The organism is Acidovorax kalamii (genome assembly GCF_002245625.1).
GTDB classification, from domain to species: Bacteria; Pseudomonadota; Gammaproteobacteria; order Burkholderiales; family Burkholderiaceae_C; genus Acidovorax; species Acidovorax kalamii.
The window spans coordinates 255,386-279,171 of record NZ_NOIG01000011.1; the positions used below are offsets into that span (position 1 = coordinate 255,386).

At 64.6% G+C, this 23,786-nt stretch carries 24 protein-coding genes; 22 read left to right on the forward strand and 2 right to left on the reverse strand.

Going from position 1 to position 23,786, the window contains the following annotated elements; genetic code table 11:
- The first annotated feature begins 106 nt into the window (after window positions 1–106).
- The 4 genes from CBY09_RS23745 (at window position 107) to CBY09_RS18020 (ending at window position 2,174) form a co-directional block, all read left to right on the forward strand.
- A complete protein-coding gene (locus tag CBY09_RS23745) occupies window positions 107–901 on the forward strand; it encodes a hypothetical protein (RefSeq protein WP_133066301.1) in 795 nt (264 codons plus the stop codon).
- 77 nt (window positions 902–978) lie between these two features.
- The gene (locus CBY09_RS18005) at window positions 979–1,233 is read left to right on the forward strand and encodes a helix-turn-helix transcriptional regulator (protein WP_094290949.1); all 255 of its coding nucleotides are present in this window, start codon (window positions 979–981) and stop codon (window positions 1,231–1,233) included.
- On the forward strand, window positions 1,226–1,579 hold the full coding sequence (locus CBY09_RS24305) for a single-stranded DNA-binding protein (protein WP_165773938.1): 354 nt from the start codon (window positions 1,226–1,228) through the stop codon (window positions 1,577–1,579). Before CBY09_RS18005 ends, CBY09_RS24305 begins: the two co-directional genes overlap by 8 nt.
- 298 nt (window positions 1,580–1,877) lie before the next feature.
- A complete protein-coding gene (locus CBY09_RS18020) occupies window positions 1,878–2,174 on the forward strand; it encodes a hypothetical protein (RefSeq protein ID WP_094290952.1) in 297 nt (98 codons plus the stop codon).
- A 32-nt stretch (window positions 2,175–2,206) separates the two neighbouring features.
- Here the strand turns inward: CBY09_RS18020 and CBY09_RS23900 are convergent, their stop codons facing one another.
- Both CBY09_RS23900 and CBY09_RS24155 read right to left on the reverse strand, forming a co-directional pair.
- The gene (locus CBY09_RS23900) at window positions 2,207–2,365 is read right to left on the reverse strand and encodes a hypothetical protein (RefSeq protein ID WP_158236056.1); all 159 of its coding nucleotides are present in this window, start codon (window positions 2,363–2,365) and stop codon (window positions 2,207–2,209) included.
- Between the two features lie 9 nt (window positions 2,366–2,374).
- Complete coding sequence (locus tag CBY09_RS24155) at window positions 2,375–2,941, reverse strand: hypothetical protein (RefSeq protein WP_240515773.1); 567 nt, start codon at window positions 2,939–2,941, stop codon at window positions 2,375–2,377.
- On the opposite strand from CBY09_RS24155, the gene CBY09_RS18025 reads away from it, so the two are divergent.
- The 18 genes from CBY09_RS18025 to CBY09_RS18110 all read left to right on the forward strand — a co-directional run bounded on the left by CBY09_RS18025 (window position 2,927) and on the right by CBY09_RS18110 (window position 23,774).
- Window positions 2,927–5,689 (forward strand): tape measure protein, encoded by a 2,763-nt coding sequence (locus tag CBY09_RS18025; RefSeq protein WP_240515774.1) that lies wholly within the window; start codon window positions 2,927–2,929, stop codon window positions 5,687–5,689. The genes CBY09_RS24155 and CBY09_RS18025 overlap by 15 nt on opposite strands.
- A gap of 63 nt (window positions 5,690–5,752) precedes the next feature.
- Complete coding sequence (locus tag CBY09_RS18030) at window positions 5,753–8,665, forward strand: DUF927 domain-containing protein (RefSeq protein WP_094290954.1); 2,913 nt, start codon at window positions 5,753–5,755, stop codon at window positions 8,663–8,665.
- A gap of 1,083 nt (window positions 8,666–9,748) precedes the next feature.
- Window positions 9,749–10,009: a hypothetical protein gene (locus tag CBY09_RS18035; RefSeq protein WP_199865945.1), complete on the forward strand. Its 261-nt coding sequence runs from the start codon at window positions 9,749–9,751 to the stop codon at window positions 10,007–10,009.
- Window positions 10,010–10,128: 119 nt separating this feature from the next.
- On the forward strand, window positions 10,129–10,407 hold the full coding sequence (locus CBY09_RS18040) for a hypothetical protein (RefSeq protein ID WP_240515775.1): 279 nt from the start codon (window positions 10,129–10,131) through the stop codon (window positions 10,405–10,407).
- Between the two features lie 145 nt (window positions 10,408–10,552).
- Window positions 10,553–11,020, forward strand: a complete 468-nt coding sequence (locus CBY09_RS18045) for a Spy/CpxP family protein refolding chaperone (RefSeq protein ID WP_094290956.1) — start codon at window positions 10,553–10,555, stop codon at window positions 11,018–11,020.
- A 17-nt stretch (window positions 11,021–11,037) separates the two neighbouring features.
- On the forward strand, window positions 11,038–11,370 hold the full coding sequence (locus tag CBY09_RS18050; RefSeq protein ID WP_094290957.1) for a hypothetical protein: 333 nt from the start codon (window positions 11,038–11,040) through the stop codon (window positions 11,368–11,370).
- A 17-nt stretch (window positions 11,371–11,387) separates the two neighbouring features.
- Window positions 11,388–12,074, forward strand: a complete 687-nt coding sequence (locus CBY09_RS18055; protein WP_094290958.1) for a response regulator transcription factor — start codon at window positions 11,388–11,390, stop codon at window positions 12,072–12,074.
- A 2-nt stretch (window positions 12,075–12,076) separates the two neighbouring features.
- A complete protein-coding gene (locus CBY09_RS18060) occupies window positions 12,077–13,462 on the forward strand; it encodes a sensor histidine kinase (protein ID WP_094291223.1) in 1,386 nt (461 codons plus the stop codon).
- 371 nt (window positions 13,463–13,833) lie between these two features.
- On the forward strand, window positions 13,834–14,799 hold the full coding sequence (locus CBY09_RS18065; protein WP_094291224.1) for an ABC transporter substrate-binding protein: 966 nt from the start codon (window positions 13,834–13,836) through the stop codon (window positions 14,797–14,799).
- Window positions 14,800–14,821: 22 nt separating this feature from the next.
- Window positions 14,822–15,658, forward strand: a complete 837-nt coding sequence (locus CBY09_RS18070) for an ABC transporter permease (protein ID WP_094290959.1) — start codon at window positions 14,822–14,824, stop codon at window positions 15,656–15,658.
- Window positions 15,655–16,434 (forward strand): ABC transporter ATP-binding protein, encoded by a 780-nt coding sequence (locus CBY09_RS18075; protein ID WP_094290960.1) that lies wholly within the window; start codon window positions 15,655–15,657, stop codon window positions 16,432–16,434. Before CBY09_RS18070 ends, CBY09_RS18075 begins: the two co-directional genes overlap by 4 nt.
- Before the next feature lie 28 nt (window positions 16,435–16,462).
- Window positions 16,463–17,275: a histidine utilization repressor gene (gene hutC, locus CBY09_RS18080; protein WP_094290961.1), complete on the forward strand. Its 813-nt coding sequence runs from the start codon at window positions 16,463–16,465 to the stop codon at window positions 17,273–17,275.
- A 65-nt stretch (window positions 17,276–17,340) separates the two neighbouring features.
- On the forward strand, window positions 17,341–18,879 hold the full coding sequence (gene hutH, locus CBY09_RS18085; protein ID WP_094290962.1) for a histidine ammonia-lyase: 1,539 nt from the start codon (window positions 17,341–17,343) through the stop codon (window positions 18,877–18,879).
- 38 nt (window positions 18,880–18,917) lie between these two features.
- Entirely contained in the window at window positions 18,918–20,642 is a 1,725-nt protein-coding gene (gene hutU, locus CBY09_RS18090) for a urocanate hydratase (protein WP_094291225.1), read from the forward strand.
- 76 nt (window positions 20,643–20,718) lie between these two features.
- Window positions 20,719–21,495 (forward strand): IclR family transcriptional regulator, encoded by a 777-nt coding sequence (locus CBY09_RS18095; RefSeq protein WP_094290963.1) that lies wholly within the window; start codon window positions 20,719–20,721, stop codon window positions 21,493–21,495.
- A gap of 32 nt (window positions 21,496–21,527) precedes the next feature.
- Window positions 21,528–22,277, forward strand: coding sequence for a transporter substrate-binding domain-containing protein (locus CBY09_RS18100; RefSeq protein ID WP_094290964.1), 750 nt, complete (start codon window positions 21,528–21,530; stop codon window positions 22,275–22,277).
- Window positions 22,278–22,311: 34 nt separating this feature from the next.
- On the forward strand, window positions 22,312–22,980 hold the full coding sequence (locus CBY09_RS18105) for an amino acid ABC transporter permease (protein ID WP_094290965.1): 669 nt from the start codon (window positions 22,312–22,314) through the stop codon (window positions 22,978–22,980).
- A complete protein-coding gene (locus CBY09_RS18110) occupies window positions 22,977–23,774 on the forward strand; it encodes an amino acid ABC transporter ATP-binding protein (RefSeq protein WP_276208305.1) in 798 nt (265 codons plus the stop codon). Before CBY09_RS18105 ends, CBY09_RS18110 begins: the two co-directional genes overlap by 4 nt.
- Window positions 23,775–23,786 lie beyond the last annotated feature (12 nt).

The following is a 23,786-nucleotide window of genomic DNA, read 5'->3' on the forward strand; positions in this document are numbered from 1 at the left end:
TTTCGCCACGCCTAGCCTGAGGCTGATCACCAAGGGCGAAAAGCCGGACACCTTCACCGGCCTGGCGCTGGCTCTTATTGAGGGCCGCGTATCGATGGGGGGGCTAATGCAAAGTTTGTCTGATGAGCCGGTTGACGCTGAGGCGAGTCTGCTCAATTCAATGATTGAAAGCCTTGGCGCATCGGTAGACAGGATTGCTGTCGCCTTAAAAGACCTGCCGCCCGAAAAGCGTCAGGCCATTGCATCGCTGTGTGCCGTCCACAACCTTTCACAAAAGTCAGAGATTCAAATCCTTTGGGCGCATTGCGAACTTGCAGAGTTTCAGGAACTGAGAGGTGCTTCAGCTAAAACGCCGAAGGAAAGAGCTGAGGCGCTGTTGGCGGTGGCATCGTCATCACGTGCCTTGTATGAGGCCATAGCAGAATTGTCCCTGCGCGACTCGTTCGACCTGCACCTTTTATCCAACACATTGGCAGAGGGGTGGCCGTTGGATACACCTGAAAAGTCGATACCGGTGCCGACAGCGATGCAACTGGAGACAGTTGGAAGGATCGCGCAGGCAATGGCTAGTGAGGTCACCGCTGGGACAGGGGCTAGCGGGCGTAGGCCAACGCTTCCGAGATACGCTGCGCATGTTGGTCAGATATGGCGTGCAGTGCGAGACGCTGGGATTTCACCTGGGCGTGGCGGGGAATTTGAGAAGCTGTGCGACGAGATATTTAGTTTGGCTGGCGTTCCGTCCAAGGCAGAAGGCGCAGTAAGGTATTTCAATGAAAAGCTATTACCTCGCTTATCCGCTGCAAACCCTGTAAGTGAATCATTTGATGCCGCAATAGAGGCCTCGATAGCCGCACTGATGGAAAAAATGGGTACCGAAGACCTGCGGAAAAATCCACCATAAAAAGTGCTCAATTGATTCCGTTGGCAACCTGAAGCTATCAAAAGACCATCGGCATTCCAGTAACTCTAGGAATGCCAATGAACGCTATTGCACTAACGCCACCCGGCGCTGATTCACCACGCCCTGTGCAGGCTGAACGGGATCGCCTCATCCGTATGGGGGAAGTAGAGCGGCTTACCGGGCTGAAAAAAAGCACGATTTACACCAACCTGCGGGTTAAAGGCGGGTTCCCTCGGCCTTTGCGCCTGTCTGCTCGTGCTGTTGCCTGGCGCGAGTCGGAGGTGCTGGCCTGGTGCGATGAGCGCACCCGCGTGGGGGATGCCAATGTTTGACGTGCTCCTTTCAGGCCGCCTGCGTGGTGGGGCACAACTGCGGACTGCATCCAACGGCTCACCCTTTGCCACATTTCGATTGGCTGCAGCCAGCAAGACAGGTGAAAGCCTGCTCTGTTCGTGCGTGTCTTTCTCGCAATCTGTTATCGACGTTGTGAAGGAGCTGGGCGACGGGGATAGCCTCGCGGTGTCTGGTGAGGCTGCTATCAGTACCTGGCACGGGCAGGACGGCGTCGCACGGCTTGGTCTCGATGTAACGGCGTATGCCGTGCTATCGGCCTACCACGTGGGGCGCAAGCGAGCACCCGCAGCGACTGCTGCATCCCGCGCAGGGGCTCAACAATGACGCCCGCTCAGCAGGCTGCGCACGATACCGCAATGGAGGCGGCGGCCCGTACCTTGGGGCATGCATGTACCTTTGCCGCATTGCACGCCACCACCACGCCGCTGTTTCAGCGCACCATGCGGCGCCCGCAATCTGCTCCCGTATTGGTGCGCGTCGTGTGGCCTGGGGTGCTCTTGGTGTGTGACCCGAAGACCGGCGATGTCCTTGCCGAATCGGAGCCGGGCAAGCCTCAGCAGCTCAAGGCAGGTTTCTTGCCGCCGACGGGTCAATCGCCTGCGATGCGCAGGCGGGGGGCGCCATGACGCCAGCAAAGCCCCAAGAAGACACCCGGCCCGAACAGGCCGCGCGTGTTGCTGACTTCCTCGAAAAAAACCCTGCCAGCACGCAAAAGGAAATCGATGCGGTGTGCGACACCGGTTGCATTTCCAAGGTGCTTTCAGAGATGGTGCGCACCGACCTGTACGGCATGGGCTACGGCATTGCGCGTGGCTGGCGGCAGATCCCGTGTGCGGGCGGTACCCATGTCCGTGAGGTACGTACCTACACCCTGCTGCACCGGCCGCGAGCCCAACCGGACCTGTTCAACACCGAGTGAGCGGCACGCGCCCTGGCGTGGCTGCGTGCCGTTTACCGCTGCCGACCGATGAGCAGCGACACGCCACACCAGACCACGTATCCAGCCAGCCCAGCAGCGGCCAGCGCCGCCAGTGCCATGCCTGCACGCACTGACACGCCAGCCCCCACCAAGAAGGCAATGCAGAAAGTGAACGCGATCAGGCGGGCCATCTGCGCATTTTATGAATTGAGGTTCCCATGCAAGAAATAGGTATCAAGATCAACGCCGAAGTGGCAGGCGAGAAAAGCATTGAGCAACTGGCCACGGACCTGGAGGACCTTGCGAAGGTTGCAGGCGGCGACCTTCAGGCGGCGGCCAAGGCGGCGTCTGCGCGGTTGCGTGAACTTGGTGAGCAGGACGCGGCCATCACCGCTTTTCTGAAGCTGCAGCGCGAGGCTGGGGCCAGCAGCAAGGCACTGAGCGCCGCAACGAAAGAGGCGGCGGATTTTTGCCGGCAGATTGCGCAAGCCGGGCCGCCAACGGCGCAGGAGGCTGCAGCGCTGCAGCGGCTGGAGGCTGCGGCCGAAGGCGCCCGTGCTGAATTCGCCCAGCAGCAGCAAGCCCTTGCGGCCGCGCAGGCAGGTTTGCAGCGCTACGGCGTTGCAGGCAATAACGCAGTGGACGTGCAACAGCGCTTGCGCAATGAGGTGGCGATGGTGCGTGAGTCGGTGGCGGGCATCGCGCCTGCGTACGCACGCGCCGCAGCCGGTGCGCAGGATGCTGGCGCCACCATGGTGCGCACCCATCGTCAGATCGGTGACGGTGTGGAGTCGATCAGCCAGCAGCTGGGGCGGCTCCAAGGGTTCGTTGCTGGCTTGGCTGGGTTGCAGGGCTTCAAGACCATGGCGACTGACCTTGCGCAGACGGCTGACCAGGTGAACAACCTGCAGGCCCGGTTGAAGCTGGTTACCGGAGGGGGGGCGGCATTTGACACCGCCTGGACGGGTGTGCGGGATGTGGCGTTGCGTACCAATAGCGCCCTGGAGGAAACGGGCACCTTGTTCTCACGCCTCGCCCAAGCGGGCAAGGATGCGGGGCAGAGCACGGCCGACGCGTCCGCCAATGCGCTTGCCCTGACAGAGACCATCAACCAGGCCATCCAGTTGAGCGGAGCAGGTGCACAGGCGTCGAGCGCTGCCATCACCCAGCTGGTGCAAGGGCTGCAAGGTGGCGTGCTGCGCGGTGATGAGTTCAATTCGGTCATGGAGCAAAGCCCGAGGCTTGCGCGTGCCCTGGCCGATGGACTGAGCGTGACCACTGGCGAGCTGCGAAAAATGGCCGAAGCAGGGTTGCTGACCAGCGATACCGTGATTGGCGCCCTTAAGGGGCAGAGCGACACGGTAGCTGCAGAGTTCAAGAAACTGCCGCCCACAGTGGGGCGGGCGCTCCAGAACCTCAGTACGCAGTGGCAGCTGTATGTTGCTGACACTGACAAGGCCACCGGCGCAAGCGTAACGGCGGCCACCGCCATCAACGGGCTGGCCACCAACCTGAACACCATTGCAGGCCTGCTGATCGACGCGGGGCAGGCAGCGGCCGGGTTCGTCGCTTTACGCTTGGCTCAGCACTTCCTGGGCATTGGGGCGGCAGCGCAACAGGCTGCGGCGGCGGTAGCCGCGAACAATGCACAGATGGTTGCGACCGGCGCCGCTGCAAACACTGCGGCCGTGGGGGCCGGGCGGTTTGCCTCGATCCTGGCGAGCCTGCGCACATTCACCCTGATCGGTTTGGCGGTCAACTTCAAGGACATTGGGACGTGGATTGGTGAGGCCACGGCGAAGCTGGTGGGCTACAAGGATCGCTCTGACGAAATCGCACGTGCCGACAAGTTGGCTGCAGAGATTGCCAAGGAGGCTGCCGCCGACCGGGCCCGCCTTGCTGCCGCCACACAGGCCGCGATAGACAAGCAATTTGAGCTGTCCAAGGCGGCGCGGGTTGGGGTGGCAGAGTTCGAAAAGCTGACCAAAGAAGGCCACAGCGCCGCCGACGCTTTGAAGAAAGCCAGCGACTCATTCGACCTGGGCAAGATTCAAGGAATCAGGGACTTTGCCGCAGTGCTGGACAAGCTGGCCGCCGATGGCAAGGTATCTGCCAGTGAGTTTGAAGCTGCCTGGGCAAAGGCGCTCAACGGCAAGGACCTGGCCCAGTTTGAAGTGACCGCCCGCGCCGCATTTGCGGGGACTGCCCGCGAGGGCGAGCGTGTTGCGCAGATGATGGATGCCGTGTTGCGGGAGGCAGTGAAGCGCACCGGGTTGGAGTTTGACCAGCTGCAGGGGCGTATCGGCGCAGCATCGCGCAGCGCCATCAATGACCTGGATACCCTGATTGCCGGGATGGATCGGCTCAAGTCGCAGGGCTTAGATACCGGCCGTGCACTGACCGCCAGCATTGCCAAGGCCATTGAATCTGCCGATAGCGAAAAGGCCCTGGAAGTGATCCGCGCCAAGGTGGAACAGGTCCGCAAGGTACTGGGCGACAAGATTGCTGATGGCTTGCTGGAGCAGGCAAAAGACAAGGCCGAAGCATTGGCCGATGCCCTGGACAAAGCAACCCCTGGCATCAACAGCATGCGCGAGGCGATGAAGCAGCTGGGCATCACCAGCGATGCAGCGCTGAAGGAAACCGCAGCCACTGCAAAGGAGGCCTATGACACGCTCACCGCAAGCGGCACAGCTAGCGCCCGTGAGTTGGGCGAGGCCTTCAAGAAGTCGGCAGAGGCGGCCATTGCCGCGAACAACGGCATCGCACCGGCCTGGGTGCAGGCGCAGGCCGCCATTCGTGGTTACGACCTTGAAGCCGACAGGGCGGGAAAAACCACGCTGCGGCTGCGTGACGCCACCGACAGCGCGGCAGGGGCGCATGAGAGAGCAACGCGGTCGATCAATGACAACCGCACCGCGCTGGAGCGCTTGAACGATGTCAAGGAGCGGGAAATCGCTGCGCAGGAGAAGGCCAACCAGCTCAAGGAGCGGGAGCTGGCCCTCTACCGCGAGAAATGGAACATGGACAGGGAGAACTTTGCGCTCAACACGGCAGGTAATCGCTTTGAGGCAACGATCCCCACCAAGGAATCCGTATTCAACCAGGCCAAGGCTGCGGGCCTGGACGAGAAGAGAGCCCTTGAAATTGCCGACAGCTTCGAGCAGCAATACAACCGGCCGGCCGGTCTGAATGGCATTGTGGGTGGGGTGAATCCCAGCGACGTGATCAAGGCCATCAACGAGGCCATCCTGGCAGCGGCTCGCGAGCGGGTTCAGAACGAAGGCCGTGACGGTCCTTCGCGCCCTGCGCAAGGGCAGCCAACGGTCACACCTGCACCAGCACAGGGTTCATCGTCCAGTTCTGCGCAAGGCGGCTCCGGCACAACGCGCCCAGCTGGTCAGTCTGCATCTGGCATCCAGATCACCCTGAATGTCCACGGTGTGCAAGACCCTGTGAAGCTGGCACGACTGATTGAACCTGAACTGAAAAGGATGGCTGCACTTGCTCGTTGATTTCAGACACCTGCCATTTGGCAATGACGGAGCTTTCTCTGAAATCAAGGAGTGCCCCCTTCAATGTTGACACCCACACCAGAACTGATCCGCGCCGCCTTGGCGCACATCCCCGCCAGCTTGGCACGCGAAGAATGGGCGCGTGTGGGCATGGCCATCAAAAGCGAGTTTCCCGACGCCACCGGACAAGACCTGTTCGAGGTATGGAGTGCGACCGCAGACGGCCACGACCCACGCGCCACCCGCAGCACCTGGCGCAGCATCAAGGCAGGCGGCGGGGTGGGCATTGGCACCCTGTTGCACCTGGCCAAAGAACACGGCTTTGTGCTGCCCAAGGCCAGCGAAGCCCCGGCCGCACCGAGCCCCGAGGTGTTGGCGCAGCGCGAGCGCGAACGGGTAGACCGCCAGCGGGCAGAGCAAGCCCGGCAGCAGGCCGCCCACGTGGCTGCAGCGGCTGACGCCGTAGCGCAGTGGGATGCAGCCAGCGACACCGGTGCCAGTCTCTATCTGGCCCGCAAGGACGTGCAGGCCCATGGTGTGCGCTTTGCGGCCGATGGCTGCGTGCTGGTGCCCCTGCGTGACGCTGCGGGCGCTCTCTGGAACCTGCAGCGCATTGCACCCGAGCGCCCGGCCGATGGCACCGACAAGCTGTTTTTGAAGGGCGGGCGCAAATCCGGGCTCTGGCACTGGTGCGGTGATCCTGTGGGGGCTTCGGTGCTGCTGGTGGCCGAGGGCTACGCCACGGCCGCCAGCCTGCACCAAGCCACCGGCCACCCGGTGGCTGTGGCCTTTGATGCGGGCAATCTGGCCCACGTTGCCAAGGCCCTGCGCCAGCAACACCGCGCCGCGCTGCTGGTGCTGTGTGGTGACGATGACCGGGCCACCGAAGCCCGCACCGGCACCAACACCGGCCGCGTGAAGGCCGAAGCCGCAGCCCGTTCCGTGCGTGGCCTGGCAGTGTTCCCCGAGGGCCTTCCCGATGGTGGCAGCGACTTCAACGACATGCACCAGGCGCAGGGCCTGCAGGCCGTTGGTGCCTGCGTAGAAGCCGCCATTGCAGCGCATCAGGCAGAGCAGGCCGAACGCGCCCAGCAAGCCGCGCAAGACACCATCGCAGGCAAGGCCGGTACCCGCGCACCACGCGAGCCCCAGGGGTCTGCTGGTGGGCACGGTGGGGACCATGAGCCCCCCAGCGACGGCCGTCCCTTCGACCCCTTCACCGTCAACGATTCGGGTGTATGGCATGCGGGCGTAGACAAGGAGGGGCAACCCAAGGCGCCGCAGTGGGTGTGCAGCCGCCTCGATGTGCAGGCCTTGACCCGCGACCAGGACGGTGCAGGCTGGGGCTACCTGCTGGCCTTTGCTGATCCGCTGGGCAAGCCCAAGCAATGGGCCATGCCTGCCCGCATGCTGTCTGGCGACGGGGGCGAATACCGCGCCGCGCTGCTGAATATGGGGCTGCGCATTGCGCCATCACCTGCAGCCCGCAACCTGCTGACCCAGTACATACAGACTCGCCAGCCGGGCGAGTTTGCGAGCTGCACCGACCGCATCGGCTGGCACGGCCGCGCCTTTGTGCTGCCCCATGAAACCATCGGCGACGATGCCGAGCGCATCGTGTTCCAGAGCGAAAGCCAAATGGAGAACACGTTCCGCGTGAAGCACGATGCAGCAGCTTGGCGTGATCGCATCGGGGCTCTGTGCGTGGGCAATTCCCGGCTGGTGTTTGCCGTGGCCTGCGCCTTTGCCGGGCCGTTGCTGCGCCCTGCAGGCATGGAGAGCGGGGGCTTTCACATCCGGGGCGATAGCAGCAGCGGCAAGACCACGGCGCTGCGCCTGGCTGCCAGCGTGTACGGCGGCTCCAGCTACATGCAGCGATGGCGCACCACCGACAACGCCCTGGAGGCCATCGCCGCGCAGCACTGCGATTCACTGCTGATCCTGGATGAGCTGGCGCAGGTGGAGGGCAAGGTGGCCGGGGAGTGCGCCTACATGCTGGCCAATGAACAGAGCAAGGCCCGTGCTACCCGCAACGGTGCACCGCGTGCCCGCCTGTCCTGGCGTCTGCTGTTCCTGTCTGCTGGTGAGCTGGGGCTGGCTGACCATATGGCCGAAGGCATGAAGCGCACGCGCACCGGGCAAGAGGTGCGCATGGCCGACATACCGGCCGATGCTGGCAAGGGGCTGGGGGCTTTCGAGAATCTGCACGACTTTGCAGGTGGGGCGACCTTCTCCAGCCATCTTGCTCGCGAGGCGCAGGTGTGCCACGGCGCACCGGGCCGTGCGTTTGTTGAATGGGCGTGCGCCCATGCCGACAGCTTGCCCAAGCGACTGCGCACCGCAGTACATACCCTGGCCCGTGAATGGATACCTCATGGGGCATCGGGCCAGGTGGAGCGGGTGGGCGCCCGCTTTGCCCTGGTGGGCGTGGCCGGTGAGCTGGCCACCGAGGCCGGGCTGACGGGCTGGCCAGCGGGCGAGAGCGCACGCGGTGCACGCGCCTGCTTTGACGCCTGGCTGGCTGCGCGGGGTGGCGCTGGCAATGGGGAGGTGGTGGCCATGCTGCGGGCCGTGCGCCGCTTCCTAGAGACGCACGGCGATGGCCGCTTTGCCATGTGGCACCGGGCAGCAGATGACCACGCCCCCAAGACCCTGCAACGCGCTGGTGTGCGCCGCATGCTGAACGCCGATGGCGAGCCCATCAAGAGCGACCCCGAGCACCAGCGGGAGTATGGCGAACGCATGCCCGCCTTGCTGGGCGAGGGCGTCAGCTTTGAATACTTCGTGCTGGCTGAAACATTCAAAGCTGAAATCTGCCAGGGCTTCGACCATGTGGCGGTGTGCCGTGTGCTGGCTGCGCATGGCTGCCTGACCGTGAAGGAGTCCGACCGGTACACCGTCAGCACCAAGTTGCCGGGCATAGGCAAGGTGCGTTGCTATCAGATACCGCCTGCCATCTTCGAACTGGACCTGTGAGCAGCGGCCCTGCAAGGGCCTTGCGTGTTTGCCTTGCTGCTGCAGCCGTGCCGTGCCGCCCGTGAGGGGCGGGGGCGGGAGCTACCTTCGCGCTGCCCATGCCTGGTTTACGGCATCTGGTGCCAAGGGGAAGGGCGCGGCCCCTGCTCTTTCTGCTGTGCCCGGCCTGAGCCTTGGCGGCCATGGCAATGCCGCACTCTGGCTTGGGCGGGTCCCTCCTGAGTGGTCCGGGCAAGGGTAATTCGAGCCCCATTGGTGCGCGTGTGAATGACTTTTGAAAAGGGTGGACGGTGGACAGTGGACACATGCTGCCCCGGCCTTGGGTCCTCCCTAGCTACCCCCGGTGCGGGTAATTCGAGCCGCGTTGCCGCGCTGTTCCGCAGTGCTCTATAGGGGGTTAAGTGAAGGCAATGCCCGCATCGATGGACGATTGCGCACGTCCGTGAATTCATTTGTCCCCGGTGTCCCCGGCAGATTCGCGTTTGTCCCCGGTGTTGCCGGAGACAAACTCTTCAAGACTGGCGCGGGTTGCGGGCCGATTTGTCCATTTGTCCCCGGTGTCCCCGGTAAAAAAGGGGTAACCCCCCGAAGGGTTGCGGCCAGCGGGGGGGGTGTCGTGGGTCCTTCCTGGGAGGTTCGCACACGGGTAATTCGAGCCCCACAAAATTTCTAGTCCTGACCGCTGGCGAGAGGTAAGTAAGCATGGCTATGTTGGGCCGGTGCGTTGGGTCCTCCCACGGCGATGCCATGCGGGTAATTCGAGCCGCGCCCCCGGACTGCTGCGAAGACTTGCGAGGGGGTTGTATGGTGGGAGTGGAGGGCCTAGCGAAGGCAAAGCGGGGGAACAGATGGGGGAACAAACTGCAAAATGAAAATGAGGAACACAGCATTCATGCGGGTTTCAATGCTTCATTCAGTAGACGCCAGCCCAAGAGCGCTCGCTGACCCTCAGCGAGCGCTCTTTTTCATTCTTGGGGCAGTTTTATGTAGCAAATACCCCTGCATCTGTAGGTGTGTGTATCAGCCCTTGATAAACCCAAATCAGGGCCGCACAATGCCCGCTCGTTCAAGCCGGAGGCCACTATGCCAATGGAGTACCTGCAGGGGCTGGCGCGGGATGAGTTGCCTCTGATTGAATCGGACGTCACCAACATCGACAAGCTGCGGGTGTTGCGCGCTGCGGGCATGGTCGAGGTGCAACTGCCACCCGTGGATGCGCCGCAGCCCAGGGCGCAGGTGCTTTACATCACCGGTCTAGGGCGGGCCACCCTGCGTGCCGGTGGCTGGCCTTCTTCTGTGCCGCGCCTTCGACCATTGTGCGATCTGGAACCCTCATTTGATTGATGGCGGTGCCGGTGCTTTCGGTCTGATGCTGCGAGCTGGGCCTGTCACGCGCAGGCGTCGTGGGGCGGGCCAAGGCTGTGCCCTTCTCTGGTGGGGCGGGGCCCTTGCGGAGAACCATGATGGTGCTGACCTTGCATATTCGGCATGAAGGCTCCCACCAGTACCTGGCCAGGGTGTTTGATGGCAAGGTTCAGGTCGGGGCGGCGACCCTGCATGCCCGCATTGACGAAGCCATTGCCGCCTATGGCACGCGCGGCAGCCAGTCGTTCCCCGGGGTGACGGCCTTTGCCATCTGGTATGGCGGGTGGAGCATTGGCGCCAAGCCTTTGGCGCAAATGGTCGATGAGGCGGCGCTGCTGGCCAACCGGTTGGTGGTGTTGTCGGCCGTGGTCCGCTGAGCGGGGAGTGGCATAAATGCCTGTAACTCCCAATATGTCATGCGAAACAAAATGAAATAAACCGAAACTGCGTCGAGACGACGTAGCACGTGCCGCGCGGCACCATCAGGGCCATGTTCAACACCGTCCTCGAAAGGACTGCATCATGAAACCCTGGATCAAGAAAACCCTGATGGGCATCTTCGGCGCTTCCATCGCGGTGGGCGGTCTGACGGCCTGCTCCAGCGGCCACCATCACCGTGGCCCCATGAACGCCGAGAAGATGGCGGAAGTGCGTGGCAAGGTGGTTGAGCGCGTCAGCAGCAAGCTGGACCTGAACGATGCACAAAAAGCCAAGCTCAATGTGCTGGCCGACAAGATGGAAGCGCAGCGCACGGCGTTCATCGGCAAGACGGCAGACCCGCGCGCAGAAATGCAGGCCCTTGTGGCGGGTGAAAAGTTTGACCGTACACGCGCACAGACCCTGCTGGACGAAAAGACCCGCGCGGTGCAGACCAGCAGCCCCGAGGTGATCAGCGCCCTGGCCGACTTTTACGACAGCCTGAACCCCGAGCAGCAGCAGAAGGTGCGCGAGCTGATGCAGCGGCGCAAGGGCTGGATGGCGCGCGGTTGATGGCGAGGGGCTGCTCCATGTCTCCTACGCTGGAACCCATCCACCGCCTAGCGCAGGGCGTGCGCACCCATGGGCCTGCGCTGCTGGCGGGCATGCCCGACCCCCACGATGAGCTGATGTCCCTGGTCTGGGGGCCGCGCTTTGACCGCGAACACGCGTTGGGCCTGGTGGCCCGGCAGCCCGAGGTTGCGGCCCACACCTTGCCTGCCTTGCTGGCCGCTGCGGACCATTTTGATGCGCTCCATGCGGGCGCCCAGGGCCGCCTGCGCCGGTTGATCGTGCGGCACCGCGCATTGCTCGGTGTAGGCGAGGGCGGCGCAGAACCATCCACGGGATGGGCGAACACCTGACGGTGTGAGAATTGCGCATGCACCGCATCCTGCTCATCGACGACGACGCCCAGCTCGGCTCCCCGCTGGCCACCTATTTCCAGCGGTTCGAGCTGGAGCTGGTCCACGCCCTCAAACCTAGCGACGGGCTGGCCCTGCTGGGAACGGGGGGCTTCGATGCCGCCATCCTGGATGTGATGCTGCCAGAGATGGATGGTTTTGAGCTGTGCCGCACCATTCGCAAGCAGGGCGACCTGCCCATCGTGATGCTCACGGCGCGCGGCGAGGTGATGGACCGCGTGGTGGGGTTGGAGCTGGGGGCCGACGACTATTTGCCCAAGCCGTTTGAGCCGCGCGAACTGGTGGCGCGCCTGCAGACCGTGCTGCGCCGTCGGCGCGGGCCGGGGCAGGGCGCTGCCGTGGGTTCGCTGGAGTTTGACGGGCTCACCATCGACGCCGCCCGCCGCAGTGTGCTGCGCCAGGGGGTGGCCGTGGAGCTGACCGGCACCGAGTTCGACCTGCTGCACCTGTTGGCCCGCGAGCCCGGCAAGGTGTTCAGCCGCGATGACATCCTGAACCAGCTGCGCGGCCACGAGGCCGAGCTGTACACCCGCGCCGTGGACATCGTGGTGAGCCGTCTGCGCAAGAAGCTGGAGCCGCTCGACTGCATCAAGACGCTGCGCAATGCCGGTTATTCGCTGGCCCTGCGGCGGGCCGCGCCATGATGATGAAGGTGCGCGACACACTCGCGGCCCAGGACCCTGACTGCCCGTGGCACCGCCGCGCGCGGCACGCGGTGGGGCATTCGCTGCGGATTCGTCTGGTGCTGGTCTTCATGGCCCTGGCCGTGACGGTGGCCGTCACCTTCATGGGCGGGGTGCAGAAAGCAGTGGCCGTGGGCTGGAAAGAAGCGGCCCGCCCCCTGTTGATGGACTATGTGGACCGGCTGACCGCCGAGATCGGCAGCCCGCCCAGCATCGAACGTGCGCAGGCGATTGCCGACCGCCTGCCCGTCACGCTGCGCATCGACGGGCCGCAGATCCACTGGGCCTCCCACCCCGACCAGCCACGCCCCGACTGGATGAGCGACAAGTTCCGCAAGCAGGACCACTGGGCGGGCGACGAGAATGGCCACAGCCTGCTGCAGCGCACCACGGCCGACGGCCACCACATCGAGTTTGGGCTCAACGCCCTGTCGTGGGACAAGCGCCCGCGCATCGCCTGGGGCACGCTCACCGTGCTGTTGCTGCTGACGGCGCTGGCCTATGTGTACGTGCGCCACCTGCTGCGCCCGCTGGACGACATCCGCCAGGGCGCCCAGCGTTTTGGCAACGGCAACTTCGCCCAGCCCATCCCCGTGCGGCATGCGCACCGGCCCGATGAGCTGGGGCAGCTGGCGGCCACCATCAACACCATGGGCGACGACATCCATCAGATGCTCGAAGCCAAACGCGCGCTGTTGCTGGCCATGAGCCACGAGCTGCGCAGCCCGCTGACCCGCGCCCGGCTGAACACCGAGCTGCTGCCCGAGACCGCCGACATCGAGGCCCAGCGGCTGGCCCTGCTGCGCGACCTGGGTGAAATGGCGGGCCTCATCACCGACCTGCTGGAGAGCGAGCGCCTGGCCGGGCGCCACGCCGCACTGCACCGCGAGCCCACCGACCTCACGGAACTGGCGCGCGAGGTGATCGCCGAGCTGGGCTCCCGCCATGTAGGCGCTGCCGATATCGTGCTGCACGCGCCGCCAGACCTGCCCACCATCCGGCTCGACCGCTCCCGCCTGCGGCTGCTGCTGCGCAACCTGCTGGACAACAGCCTGCGCCACAGCGAATCGGGGGCCTTGCCCCCTGAGCTGCACCTGCGGCTGGAGGGCGACCGGCGCGTGGTCGAGCTGGAGGTGCGCGACCACGGCCGGGGCGTGCCCCCCGAGCACCTTCCGCACCTGGCCCAGGCTTTCTACCGCCCGGACACGGCCCGCCAGCGCACCACCGGTGGCGTGGGGCTGGGCCTGTACCTGTGCCGCCTGGTGGCGCAGGCGCACGACGGGCAGCTGCACATGCGCAATGCCGAGCCAGGGCTGTCGGTCACGGTGCGCTTGCCCGTGGTGGAGTGAATCAACCCCCGCTCGGGGCGCAGGCCGGTGGCTTCGGCCACCCGACTTGGGCCTGCACTCGGGTGGTGCAACGGTCCTGTCAGTCCTTGTGGCCGGTCATCAAGGCCAATTCTTGGGAAAAAATGGCCGTTGCCGCGCTCTGGTAAAGCGCTTAATGCTATCTATTTGATAGTAATTCTGTCGCCGTTCGAGGATGGGGCAGGGCGGCACGGCCTGGCCCCGTTTTTGCTCAGTACACATCACCCCGCTCGATGACCCGGTGTTTCTGGTGTTTACCCTGTATATACAGGTATGCTCCCGATGTCATCATGGCGACCGGAACGCGGGTGCGGACCGGCTGGGGTGGTACTTTTTTCAAACAGGAGCAGATGATGACTCGATCGGTTGTGAAATGGACGTCGCTGGCAGCGGCAGCAGCATGTGTGATGGCGCTGGCCGCACCGGCCCAGGCGCAGGACACCAAGATTGTGCTGGGCATGTCCGGCTGGACGGGTTTTGCACCACTCACGCTGGCCGACAAGGCAGGTATCTTCAAGAAAAACGGCCTGGATGTGGAGATCAAGATGATTCCGCAGAAGGACCGCCACCTGGCCCTGGCCTCCAAGTCCATCCAGTGCGCCGCCACCACGGTCGAGACGCATGTCGCCTGGAACGCCAACGGTGTGCCCATCGTGCAGATCTTCCAGATGGACAAGTCCTACGGCGCCGACGGCATCGCAGTGCGTGGCGACATCAAGGGCTTTGCCGACCTCAAGGGCAAGACCATCGGCGTGGACGCGCCCGGTACCGCGCCGTACTTCGGCCTGGCCTGGATGCTCAGCAAGAATGGCATGAGCCTGAAGGACGTGAAGACCACCACGCTGTCCCCCCAGGCGGCTGCGCAGGCCTTTGTGGCGGGCCAGAACGACGCCGCCATGACGTACGAGCCCTACCTCTCCACCGTGCGCGACAACCCCGCATCGGGCAAGATCCTGGCCACCACGCTCGACTACCCCATGGTGATGGACACCGTGGGTTGTGACCCCACCTGGCTCAAGGCCAACGCCAAGGCCGCGCAGGCGCTCACCAACTCGTACTTCCAGGCGCTCGACATGATCAAGGCCGATCCGGCCAAGTCCAACGAGATCATGGGCGCGGCCGTCAAGCAGACGGGCGAGCAGTTTGCCAAGTCCTCGTCTTTCCTTCGCTGGCAAGACAAGGCCGCCAACCAGAAGTTCTTTGCGGGCGAACTGCAGTCCTTCATGAAGGACGCCACGGCCATCCTGCTGGAGGCCGGCATCATCCGCAAGGCGCCCGAGGACCTGGCCGTCACGTTCGACGCCAGCTTCATCAAGTAAACAGACGGAAGAAGAGCGCTCCATGTCTGCCGTGCAACCCCTGTCCGTTTCTGAGCCAAAGGCCCCCGTGCGCCGGCGCTCGCTGGCCCCGCTGGAGCCCGTGAGCAGCAGCGCCCGCTGGATGCTCGGGCTGGCCTTCTTCGTCGTGTTCGTGGCGGTGTGGGCGTTCTTCACGTTGGGCGGCTTCGTGTCGCCCACCTTCCTGGCCAGCCCCGTCACCATGGTGAAGGAAGGCTGGCTGCTGTTCACCGAGTACGGCTTCATCAAAGACATCGGCATGACCATCTGGCGTGTGGTCGGCGGCTTCATCCTGGCCGCCGTCATTGCCGTGCCACTGGGCATTGCGATGGGTGCGTACAAAGGCATCGAGGCTTTTTTCGAGCCCTTCATCTCGTTCTGCCGCTACCTGCCTGCGTCGGCGTTCATTCCGCTGCTGATCCTGTGGGCGGGCATTGGCGAGGCGCAGAAGATCCTTGTCATCTTCATCGGCTCGGTGTTTCAGATCACGCTCATGGTCGCCGTCACCGTGGGCGGCGCGCGGCGCGACCTGGTGGAGGCTGCATACACGCTGGGCGCGGGCCACAAAGGCATCGTCACGCGCGTGCTGATCCCCGGCGCCGCACCCGAGATCGCCGAAACCCTGCGCTTGGTGCTGGGCTGGGCCTGGACTTATGTGATCGTGGCCGAGCTGATCGGCTCGTCCAGCGGCATCGGCCACATGATCACCGACAGCCAGTCGCTGCTCAACACCGGCCAGATCATCTTCGGCATCATCATCATCGGCCTCATCGGGCTGGTGTCCGACTTCGCCTTCAAGGCGCTCAACCACCGTCTGTTTGCCTGGAGTTTTGTGCGATGAGCAGCGTATCCATCCAAGCCGTCTCGCGCATCTTTGAAGGGCACAAGGGCCAGCGCACGCAGGCGCTGCTGCCGGTGGACTTTGAAGTGCGTGACAACGACTTCGTGACCATCCTCGGCCCCTCGGGCTGCGGCAAGTCCACGCTGCTGCGCATCGTGGCGGGGCTGGACCACGCCACCAGCGGCCGCGTGTTGCTGGATGGCGTGCCCGTGGAAGGCCCCGGCGCCGACCGGGGCATGGTGTTCCAGAGCTACACGCTGTTCCCCTGGCTCACCATCGAGCAGAACATCCGCTTCGGCCTGCGCGAGCGCGGCATGCCCGAAGCACAGCAAAAAGAGCGCGCCGCGTACTTCATCGCCAAGGTAGGCCTGCGCGGCTTCGAGCAGCACTTTCCCAAGCAGCTGTCGGGTGGCATGCAGCAGCGCACCGCCATTGCGCGCGCGCTGGCCAACGACCCCAAGATTTTGCTGATGGACGAGCCCTTCGGCGCGCTGGACAACCAGACCCGCGTGCTCATGCAAGAGCTGCTGCTGGGCATCTGGGAGGCCGAGCGCAAGACGGTGCTCTTCGTCACCCACGACATCGACGAAGCCATTTTCATGGCCAACCGCGTGGCCGTATTCAGCGCGCGGCCCGGCCGCATCAAGACCGAGCTGGCGGTGGACCTGCCGCACCCACGCCATTACACGATCAAGACGAGCCCCGAGTTCATGGACCTCAAGGCGCGCCTGACCGAAGAGATTCGCGCCGAATCCATGGCGGCGGACCTGCATTGATCTGAACCTTCCAGAACCTGCCCAGCCCATGAGCGCCCGTCCATCCCGCCGCACCACCGCCGCTGCCCCCCGCAGTGGCGCGCCTGCCAAGGCCGTGGCAGTCGTGGCCGCGCCCGCGCAGGCCATGGCGCTGTACGAGCAGGTCAAGGACCATATCTCGCGCAAGATCCAGGAAGGCATCTGGCGCGCGGGTGACCGCCTGCCCTCCGAGAACGAGCTGGTCACCCAGTTCGGCATCTCGCGCATGACGGTGAACCGCGCGCTGCGCGAGCTGGTGGAGCAGGGCCGCATCGTGCGCGTGGCCGGTGTGGGCAGCTTCGTGGCCGAGGACAAGCCGCAGTCCACGCTGCTGCAGATAGCCAATTTGGCCAGCGAAATCCGCCAGCGCGGGCACGACTACCGCTGCGACGTGCTGACGGTGGAGCGCACCTCCGCCACGCTGGAGGTGGCCGCCGCGCTGGACCTGCGCACGGGTGAGTCGGTGTTCCACTCGCTGTGCATCCACCGCGAAGACGGCCTGCCCGTGCAGCTGGAAGACCGCCACGTGAACCCACGCCAAGTGCCCCAGTTTGCCGCGCAGGACTTCACGCAACTGCAACCTTCCGAATACCTGGTGCGCAACGTGCCGTTCGACCAGATCGAGCATGTGGTCGACGCCGTCATGCCCACCGCCGAGCAGGCCACGCTGCTGGAGATGTCTCCGCAGGAACCCTGCCTGCTGCTCACCCGCCGCACCTGGTCGCGCGGCGTGCCGATCACCGTGGTGCGCTGCCTGCACCCCGCTACCCGTTACCGCCTGGGCAGCCGCTTCCGCGCCGACGGTAACCCCGTCGCCGGTTGAAAGTTTTTCGCCAAAAGCTCAGAATTTTTTCGCTTGTACCTACTTGTATATACAGGATCAACGCCATGACACAGAACGCATCACCCATCACCCTGCACCCCGGCCGCGTCACGCTGGCAGAGCTGCGCCGCATCCATGCTGGCCCCGTGCAACTGGTGCTGGATGCCTCGGCCCGCGCGGGTTTGCAGAAGTCCCTGGCCACGGTGCAGCGCATCGTCGATGAAGATCAGGTCGTCTATGGCATCAACACCGGCTTCGGCAAGCTGGCCAGCACCAAGATTGCGCACGACCGCCTGGCCGAGCTGCAGCGCAACCTGGTGCTGTCGCACAGCGTGGGCACGGGCGACCCGCTGCCCGACGACGTGGTGCGCCTCATCCTCGCGACCAAGGCCGTGAGCCTGGCGCGCGGCCACTCGGGCGTGCGGCCCGAGCTGGTGGATGCGCTGCTGGCCCTGGCCAATGCCAACGTGCTGCCGGTGATCCCGGCCAAGGGCTCGGTGGGGGCGTCGGGCGACCTGGCGCCCTTGGCGCACCTGGCCTGTGTGCTGATCGGCGAAGGGCAGGCCAAGGTGGACGGCAAGGTGGTGTCGGGTGCCGAGGCCATGCGCTCCATTGGCCTGCAGCCCTTTGTGCTGGGCCCCAAGGAAGGGCTGGCGCTGCTCAACGGCACGCAGGTGTCCACCTCGCTCGCGCTGGCCGGTTTGTTTGGCGCCGAGAGCGTGTTTGCTGCCGCACTGGTCGCGGGTTGCCTGTCGCTCGAAGCCATCAAGGGCTCGGTCAAGCCGTTTGACGCACGCATTCACGAAGCACGGGGCCAGGCCGGGCAGATCGCCGTGGCGGCTGCCGTACGTGCGCTGCTCGACGGCAGCGCCATCGACCCCTCGCACCCGAACTGCGGCCGCGTGCAAGACCCGTATTCCATCCGCTGCGTGCCGCAGGTGATGGGCGCGTGCCTGGACAACCTGCACCACGCCGCGCGCGTGTTGACCATCGAGGCGAACGCGGCATCCGACAACCCGCTCGTCTTCGACAACGGCGACGTGATCTCCGGCGGCAACTTCCACGCCGAGCCCGTGGCCTTTGTGGCGGACATCATCGCGCTGGCCGTGGCCGAGATCGGCGCCATCTCCGAGCGCCGCCTGTCGCTGCTGCTGGACCCGGGCCTCTCGGGCCTGCCTGCCTTCCTGATCCGCGACAGCGGCGTGAACTCGGGTTTCATGATCGCGCAGGTCACCGCCGCCGCGCTGGCTGCAGAGAACCAATGCCTCGCCAACCCCAGCAGCGTGACCAGCCTGCCCACATCAGCCAACCAGGAAGACCATGTCTCCATGGCCACCTACGGCGCGCGCCGCCTGGGCGACATGGTGCGCAATGCGGCCGTGATGGTCGGCATCGAGGCCATGGCCGCCGCGCAAGGCATGGAATTCGACCGGTCCCTGAAGTCCTCATCCCTCATTGAAGATCAGTTCGCCGCCATCCGCGAGCGCGTGGCCTACCTGGAGCAGGACCGCTACCTCGCCCCCGACATCGAAGCCATGCGCGCCTGGGCCCAGCAGTCCACCTGGCCGACAGCGCTCACGCAATGCCTGCCCAGCTTCGCCTGATTTTTTCCACGCACACCACTGATTCACAGGAGTCCACCATGAACGCCAACGACGCCATCATCGCCGCCGCCTCCAACACCGACCCCCGCCACGACGCCACCCGCGTGATCCGCGCGCCGCGCGGCAGCCAGCTCACCTGCAAGAGCTGGCTCACCGAGGCCGCCTACCGCATGATCCAGAACAACCTCGACCCCGAGGTGGCCGAGCGTCCGCAGGACCTGGTGGTGTACGGCGGCATCGGCCGTGCCGCGCGCAACTGGGAGTGTTTTGATCAGATCCTCGCCTCGCTCAAGGACTTGAACGACGATGAGACCCTGCTCATCCAGTCCGGCAAGCCCGTGGGCGTGTTCAAGACCCACGCCAATGCGCCGCGCGTGCTGCTGGCCAACTCCAACCTCGTGCCCAAGTGGGCCAACTGGGAGCACTTCAGCGAGCTCGACCAGAAGGGCCTGTTCATGTACGGCCAGATGACGGCGGGCAGCTGGATCTACATCGGCACGCAGGGCATCGTGCAGGGCACCTACGAAACTTTTGCCGAGGCAGGCCGCAAGCACTATGGCGGGTCGCTCGAAGGCAAGTGGATCCTGACCGCAGGCCTGGGCGGCATGGGCGGCGCGCAGCCGCTGGCCGCCACGTTTGCGGGCGCGGTGTCGCTCAACATCGAATGCCAGCAAAGCAGCATCGACTTCCGCCTGCGCACACGCTATGTGGACAAGCAGGCGCGTGACATTGACCACGCCATCGAACTCATCTGCCAGCACACGGTGGCCAAGGAAGCCATCTCTATCGCACTGCTGGGCAACGCCGCAGAAATCCTGCCCGAGCTGGTGCGCCGCGCCAAGGCCGGCGGCTTGAAGCCCGACCTCGTTACCGACCAGACCTCGGCCCACGATCTGGTCAACGGCTACCTGCCCGCCGGCTGGACGGTGGCGCAGTGGCGCGCTGCGCAGCAGGATGTGACCCAGCATGAAGTGCTGAAGAAAGCCGCCGCCAAGTCCTGCGCCGTGCACGTGCAGGCCATGCTCGACTTCCAGCACATGGGCATCCCGGTGGTGGACTACGGCAACAATATTCGCCAGGTGGCGTTTGACGAAGGCGTGAAAGACGCCTTCGACTTCCCCGGCTTTGTGCCCGCCTATATCCGCCCGCTGTTCTGCGAAGGCAAGGGCCCGTTCCGCTGGGTGGCCCTGTCGGGCGACCCTGAAGACATCCGCAAGACCGATGCCAAGATCAAGGAGCTGTTCCCCGAGAACAAACACGTGCACCGCTGGCTCGACATGGCGGGCGAACGCATTGCCTTCCAGGGGCTGCCCGCGCGCATCTGCTGGCTGGGCCTGGGCGAGCGCCACATCGCGGGCCTGGCCTTCAACGAGATGGTGAAGAACGGCGAGCTGAAGGCCCCCATCGTGATCGGCCGCGACCACCTGGACACCGGCAGCGTGGCCAGCCCCAACCGCGAGACCGAAGGCATGAAGGACGGCACCGACGCCGTGAGCGACTGGCCGCTGCTCAACGCGTTGCTCAATACCGCAGGAGGCGCCACTTGGGTCAGCCTGCACCATGGCGGCGGCGTGGGCATGGGCTATTCGCAGCACTCGGGCATGGTCATCGTGGCCGATGGCACTGAAGCAGCGGCCCAACGCCTTGCCAATGTGCTGGTCAACGACTGCGGTAGCGGCGTGATGCGCCATGCTGACGCGGGGTATGAGCTGGCGGTGGAAACGGCCAAGAAGCAGGGTCTAAAGCTGCCCATGGTGAAGTAGTCCGAAGAAAGTGAGGGAATGACAGGAGTGTGAAAAAGGGAACTGCATTCCCATGCAATGGGAATGCAGGGTAGGAATGTCGCTGCAATACTTTGATACTGAGTCCATGACCGCCCGTGGACTAACCTCCGTTGTCGCTGCCGACCGTGTTCTGCACGTGTTGGCTGTATTGGCGCAGCACGGTCAGCCCATGTCGGCGGCCGAGTTGATGGAGGCCACGGGTCTGGCTCGCAGCACGTTGTACCGGCAGCTTGCGCGGCTCAAGTTGTGGGGCTTTGTGCTGGAGAGCAGCGGGCACTACGCGCCTGGGCCGCTGAGCCTGCAACTGGCGCTGGGCTTTGATATGGCATCGCACCTGGTGCACCACGCGCGGCCGGACATGCAGGCTCTGGCCCGGCAGTCCCACGAGAGTGTGGGGCTGGTGGTGGCGGTGAACGACAGCGTGGTGTGCCTGGACATGGTGGACAGCACGCAGGCCCTGCGTTGCTCGTTTGAAAAAGGACGCAGTGTTCCGCTGCGCGCTGGCGCCTCTGCCAAGTGCCTGCTGGCCCATGTGGCCCCGGCCACACGCAACGCCATTCTGGACCTGCACTACGGCGCAGGCACTGCTGAGCGCCAGGCGGCGCTGACCGAACTGGAGGGCATTGCCAAGGCTGGTTACGCCGTCAGCTCCGGCGAAGTGGATGCCGGCGTCTGGGGCGTCAGCGTGCCCGTTTTCGGTTCTCCCCGGCAGGCAGCCGGAGCCATCACCCTGATGGCCCCGATCTTGCGAGCCCAGGGGCAAGAGGCCGCGCTCACCGGCATGGCGGTTGTTGCCGCAGCGCGCATCTCCCGCCAGCTCACCCCTCCCTGAATTCCCTCACCCCTCTCCAAGGAGCTTTCCCCATGAACCTTCGTCGCAACCTTCTTCTGGCCAGCCTGGCCGCCGCAGCCTTCTGCGCCACGGGTGTACAGGCCCAGGACAACGTTCTGCGTGTGGGCACCGATGCCACGTTCCCGCCCATGGAGTTTGTCGAGAACGGCAAGCGCACGGGCTTCGACATCGAGTTGGTGGAGGCGATTGCCAAGACCATGGGCAAGCAGGTCGAGTGGGTAGACATTGACTTCAAGGGCCTGATCCCCGGCCTGATCTCCAAGCGCTTCGACATGGCCGTCTCGGCCATTTACATCACCGACGAGCGCAAGAAGGTGGTGGACTTCACCGATTCCTACTACGCCGGTGGCCTGGTGGTGATGGTGAAAGACAACAACACCACCATCAAGAAGTTGACCGATCTGGACGGCAAGAAGGTCAGCGTGCAGGTGGGCACCAAGTCGGTGGGCTACCTCACTGAAAAATTCCCCAAGGTGCAGCGTGTCGAGGTCGAAAAGAACCAGGAGATGTTCAACCTGGTGGACATCGGCCGTGCCGATGCCGCCGTGACCGGCAAGCCCGCTGCGTTCCAGTATGTGCGCACCCGCCCCGGTCTGCGCGTGCTGGATGAGCAGCTCACCACCGAAGAGTACGGCATGGCCCTGCGCAAGGACACGCCAGATCTGACCAAGGCCGTGAACGGTGCCATCGCCAAGCTCAAGGCCGAGGGCACCTATGCGGCCATCGTCAAGAAGTGGTTCAGCAACAGCGCTGCCAAGTAACCCGCCGCCCACGGTTGCCGAACTGAACTGAGCCATGGAACTCGATTTTTCTCCTGTCTGGGCCGGGGTGCCGCAGTTGCTGGCGGGTGCGCTGGTCACTGTGGAAATCACGGCCGCTTCGCTGCTGCTGGGCTGCGTAATGGGCCTGCTGGTGGGCATTGGCCGCCTGAGCCCCCAGCGCCGCGTGGTCTATGCACTGTGTACCGCCTACGTGGCCGCGATACGCGGCACGCCGCTGCTGGTGCAGCTGTTCATCCTGTTCTTTGGCCTGCCGCAGTTCGGCATTTTGTTGCCCGCTTTTGTGTGTGGCGTGATTGGCCTGGGCATCTACTCGGGCGCCTATGTGTCCGAGGTGGTGCGAGGTGCCATCCAGTCCATCGACAAGGGGCAGATGGAGGCCGCGCGCTCCATCGGCATGTCGTCCAGCCTGGCCATGCGCACTGTGGTGCTGCCGCAGGCCGTGGTGCGCATGATTCCGCCATTGGGAAATGAGTTCATTGCACTCATCAAGAACTCGGCGCTGGTGTCGCTGCTCACCATTCACGACCTGATGCACGAGGGGCAGAAGATCATCAGCGTGTCCTACCGATCGCTGGAGGTCTACCTGGCTATCGCAGTGGTGTATTTCATCCTCACGGGTGCCACCACACTGGTGCTGCGCCGCATCGAGCTGCGCCTGCGCGCCGGGGGGATGGTGCAATGAAGAAAGAATCTGTGGTGATGAACGGAACAAGCCAGGCCGCCGAGGCCATCGTGCGCATCCGGGGGCTGCGTAAGGCGTTTGGCAACCATGTGGTGCTCAACGGCATCGACTTTGACGTGCTGCCGTCGCAGGTGGTGGTGGTCATCGGGCCCAGCGGCTCGGGCAAGAGCACCTTTTTGCGCTGCTGCAATGGGCTGGAGCAGCCCCAGGGCGGGCGCATCGACATCTGCGGTCGCACGCTGGTGGACGATGGGCGCATGCTGCCCGACCATGACCTCAACGCGCTGCGCGAAGAGGTGGGCATGGTGTTCCAGTCGTTCAACCTGTTCCCGCACCTGTCCGTGATCGACAACGTCACGCTGGGTCCGCGAAAGCTGCGTGGTCTCTCGCGCAAAGACGCCGAGGAGCGTGCCCAGGCCCTGCTGGCCAAGGTGGGGCTCGCGCACAAAGCCACGGCCATGCCCGCGAGCCTGTCGGGCGGGCAAAAGCAGCGTGTGGCCATTGCCCGCGCGCTGGCCATGGAGCCGCGTGTGATGCTGTTCGACGAGCCCACGTCGGCGCTGGACCCGGAGCTGGTGGGCGAGGTGCTGCAGGTCATGAAGCTGCTGGCCAGCGAAGGCATGACCATGATGGTGGTCACGCACGAAATGGATTTCGCGCGCGAGGTGGGCGATGTGGTGGTCGTCATGGACGGCGGCGGCATCATTGAGGCCGGCGCACCCGCCACCATCTTCACCAACCCCACGCAGGAGCGCACACGCGCCTTCCTGCAGGCCGTGCTCACGCGCGCCTGATGCCCCGGGGGC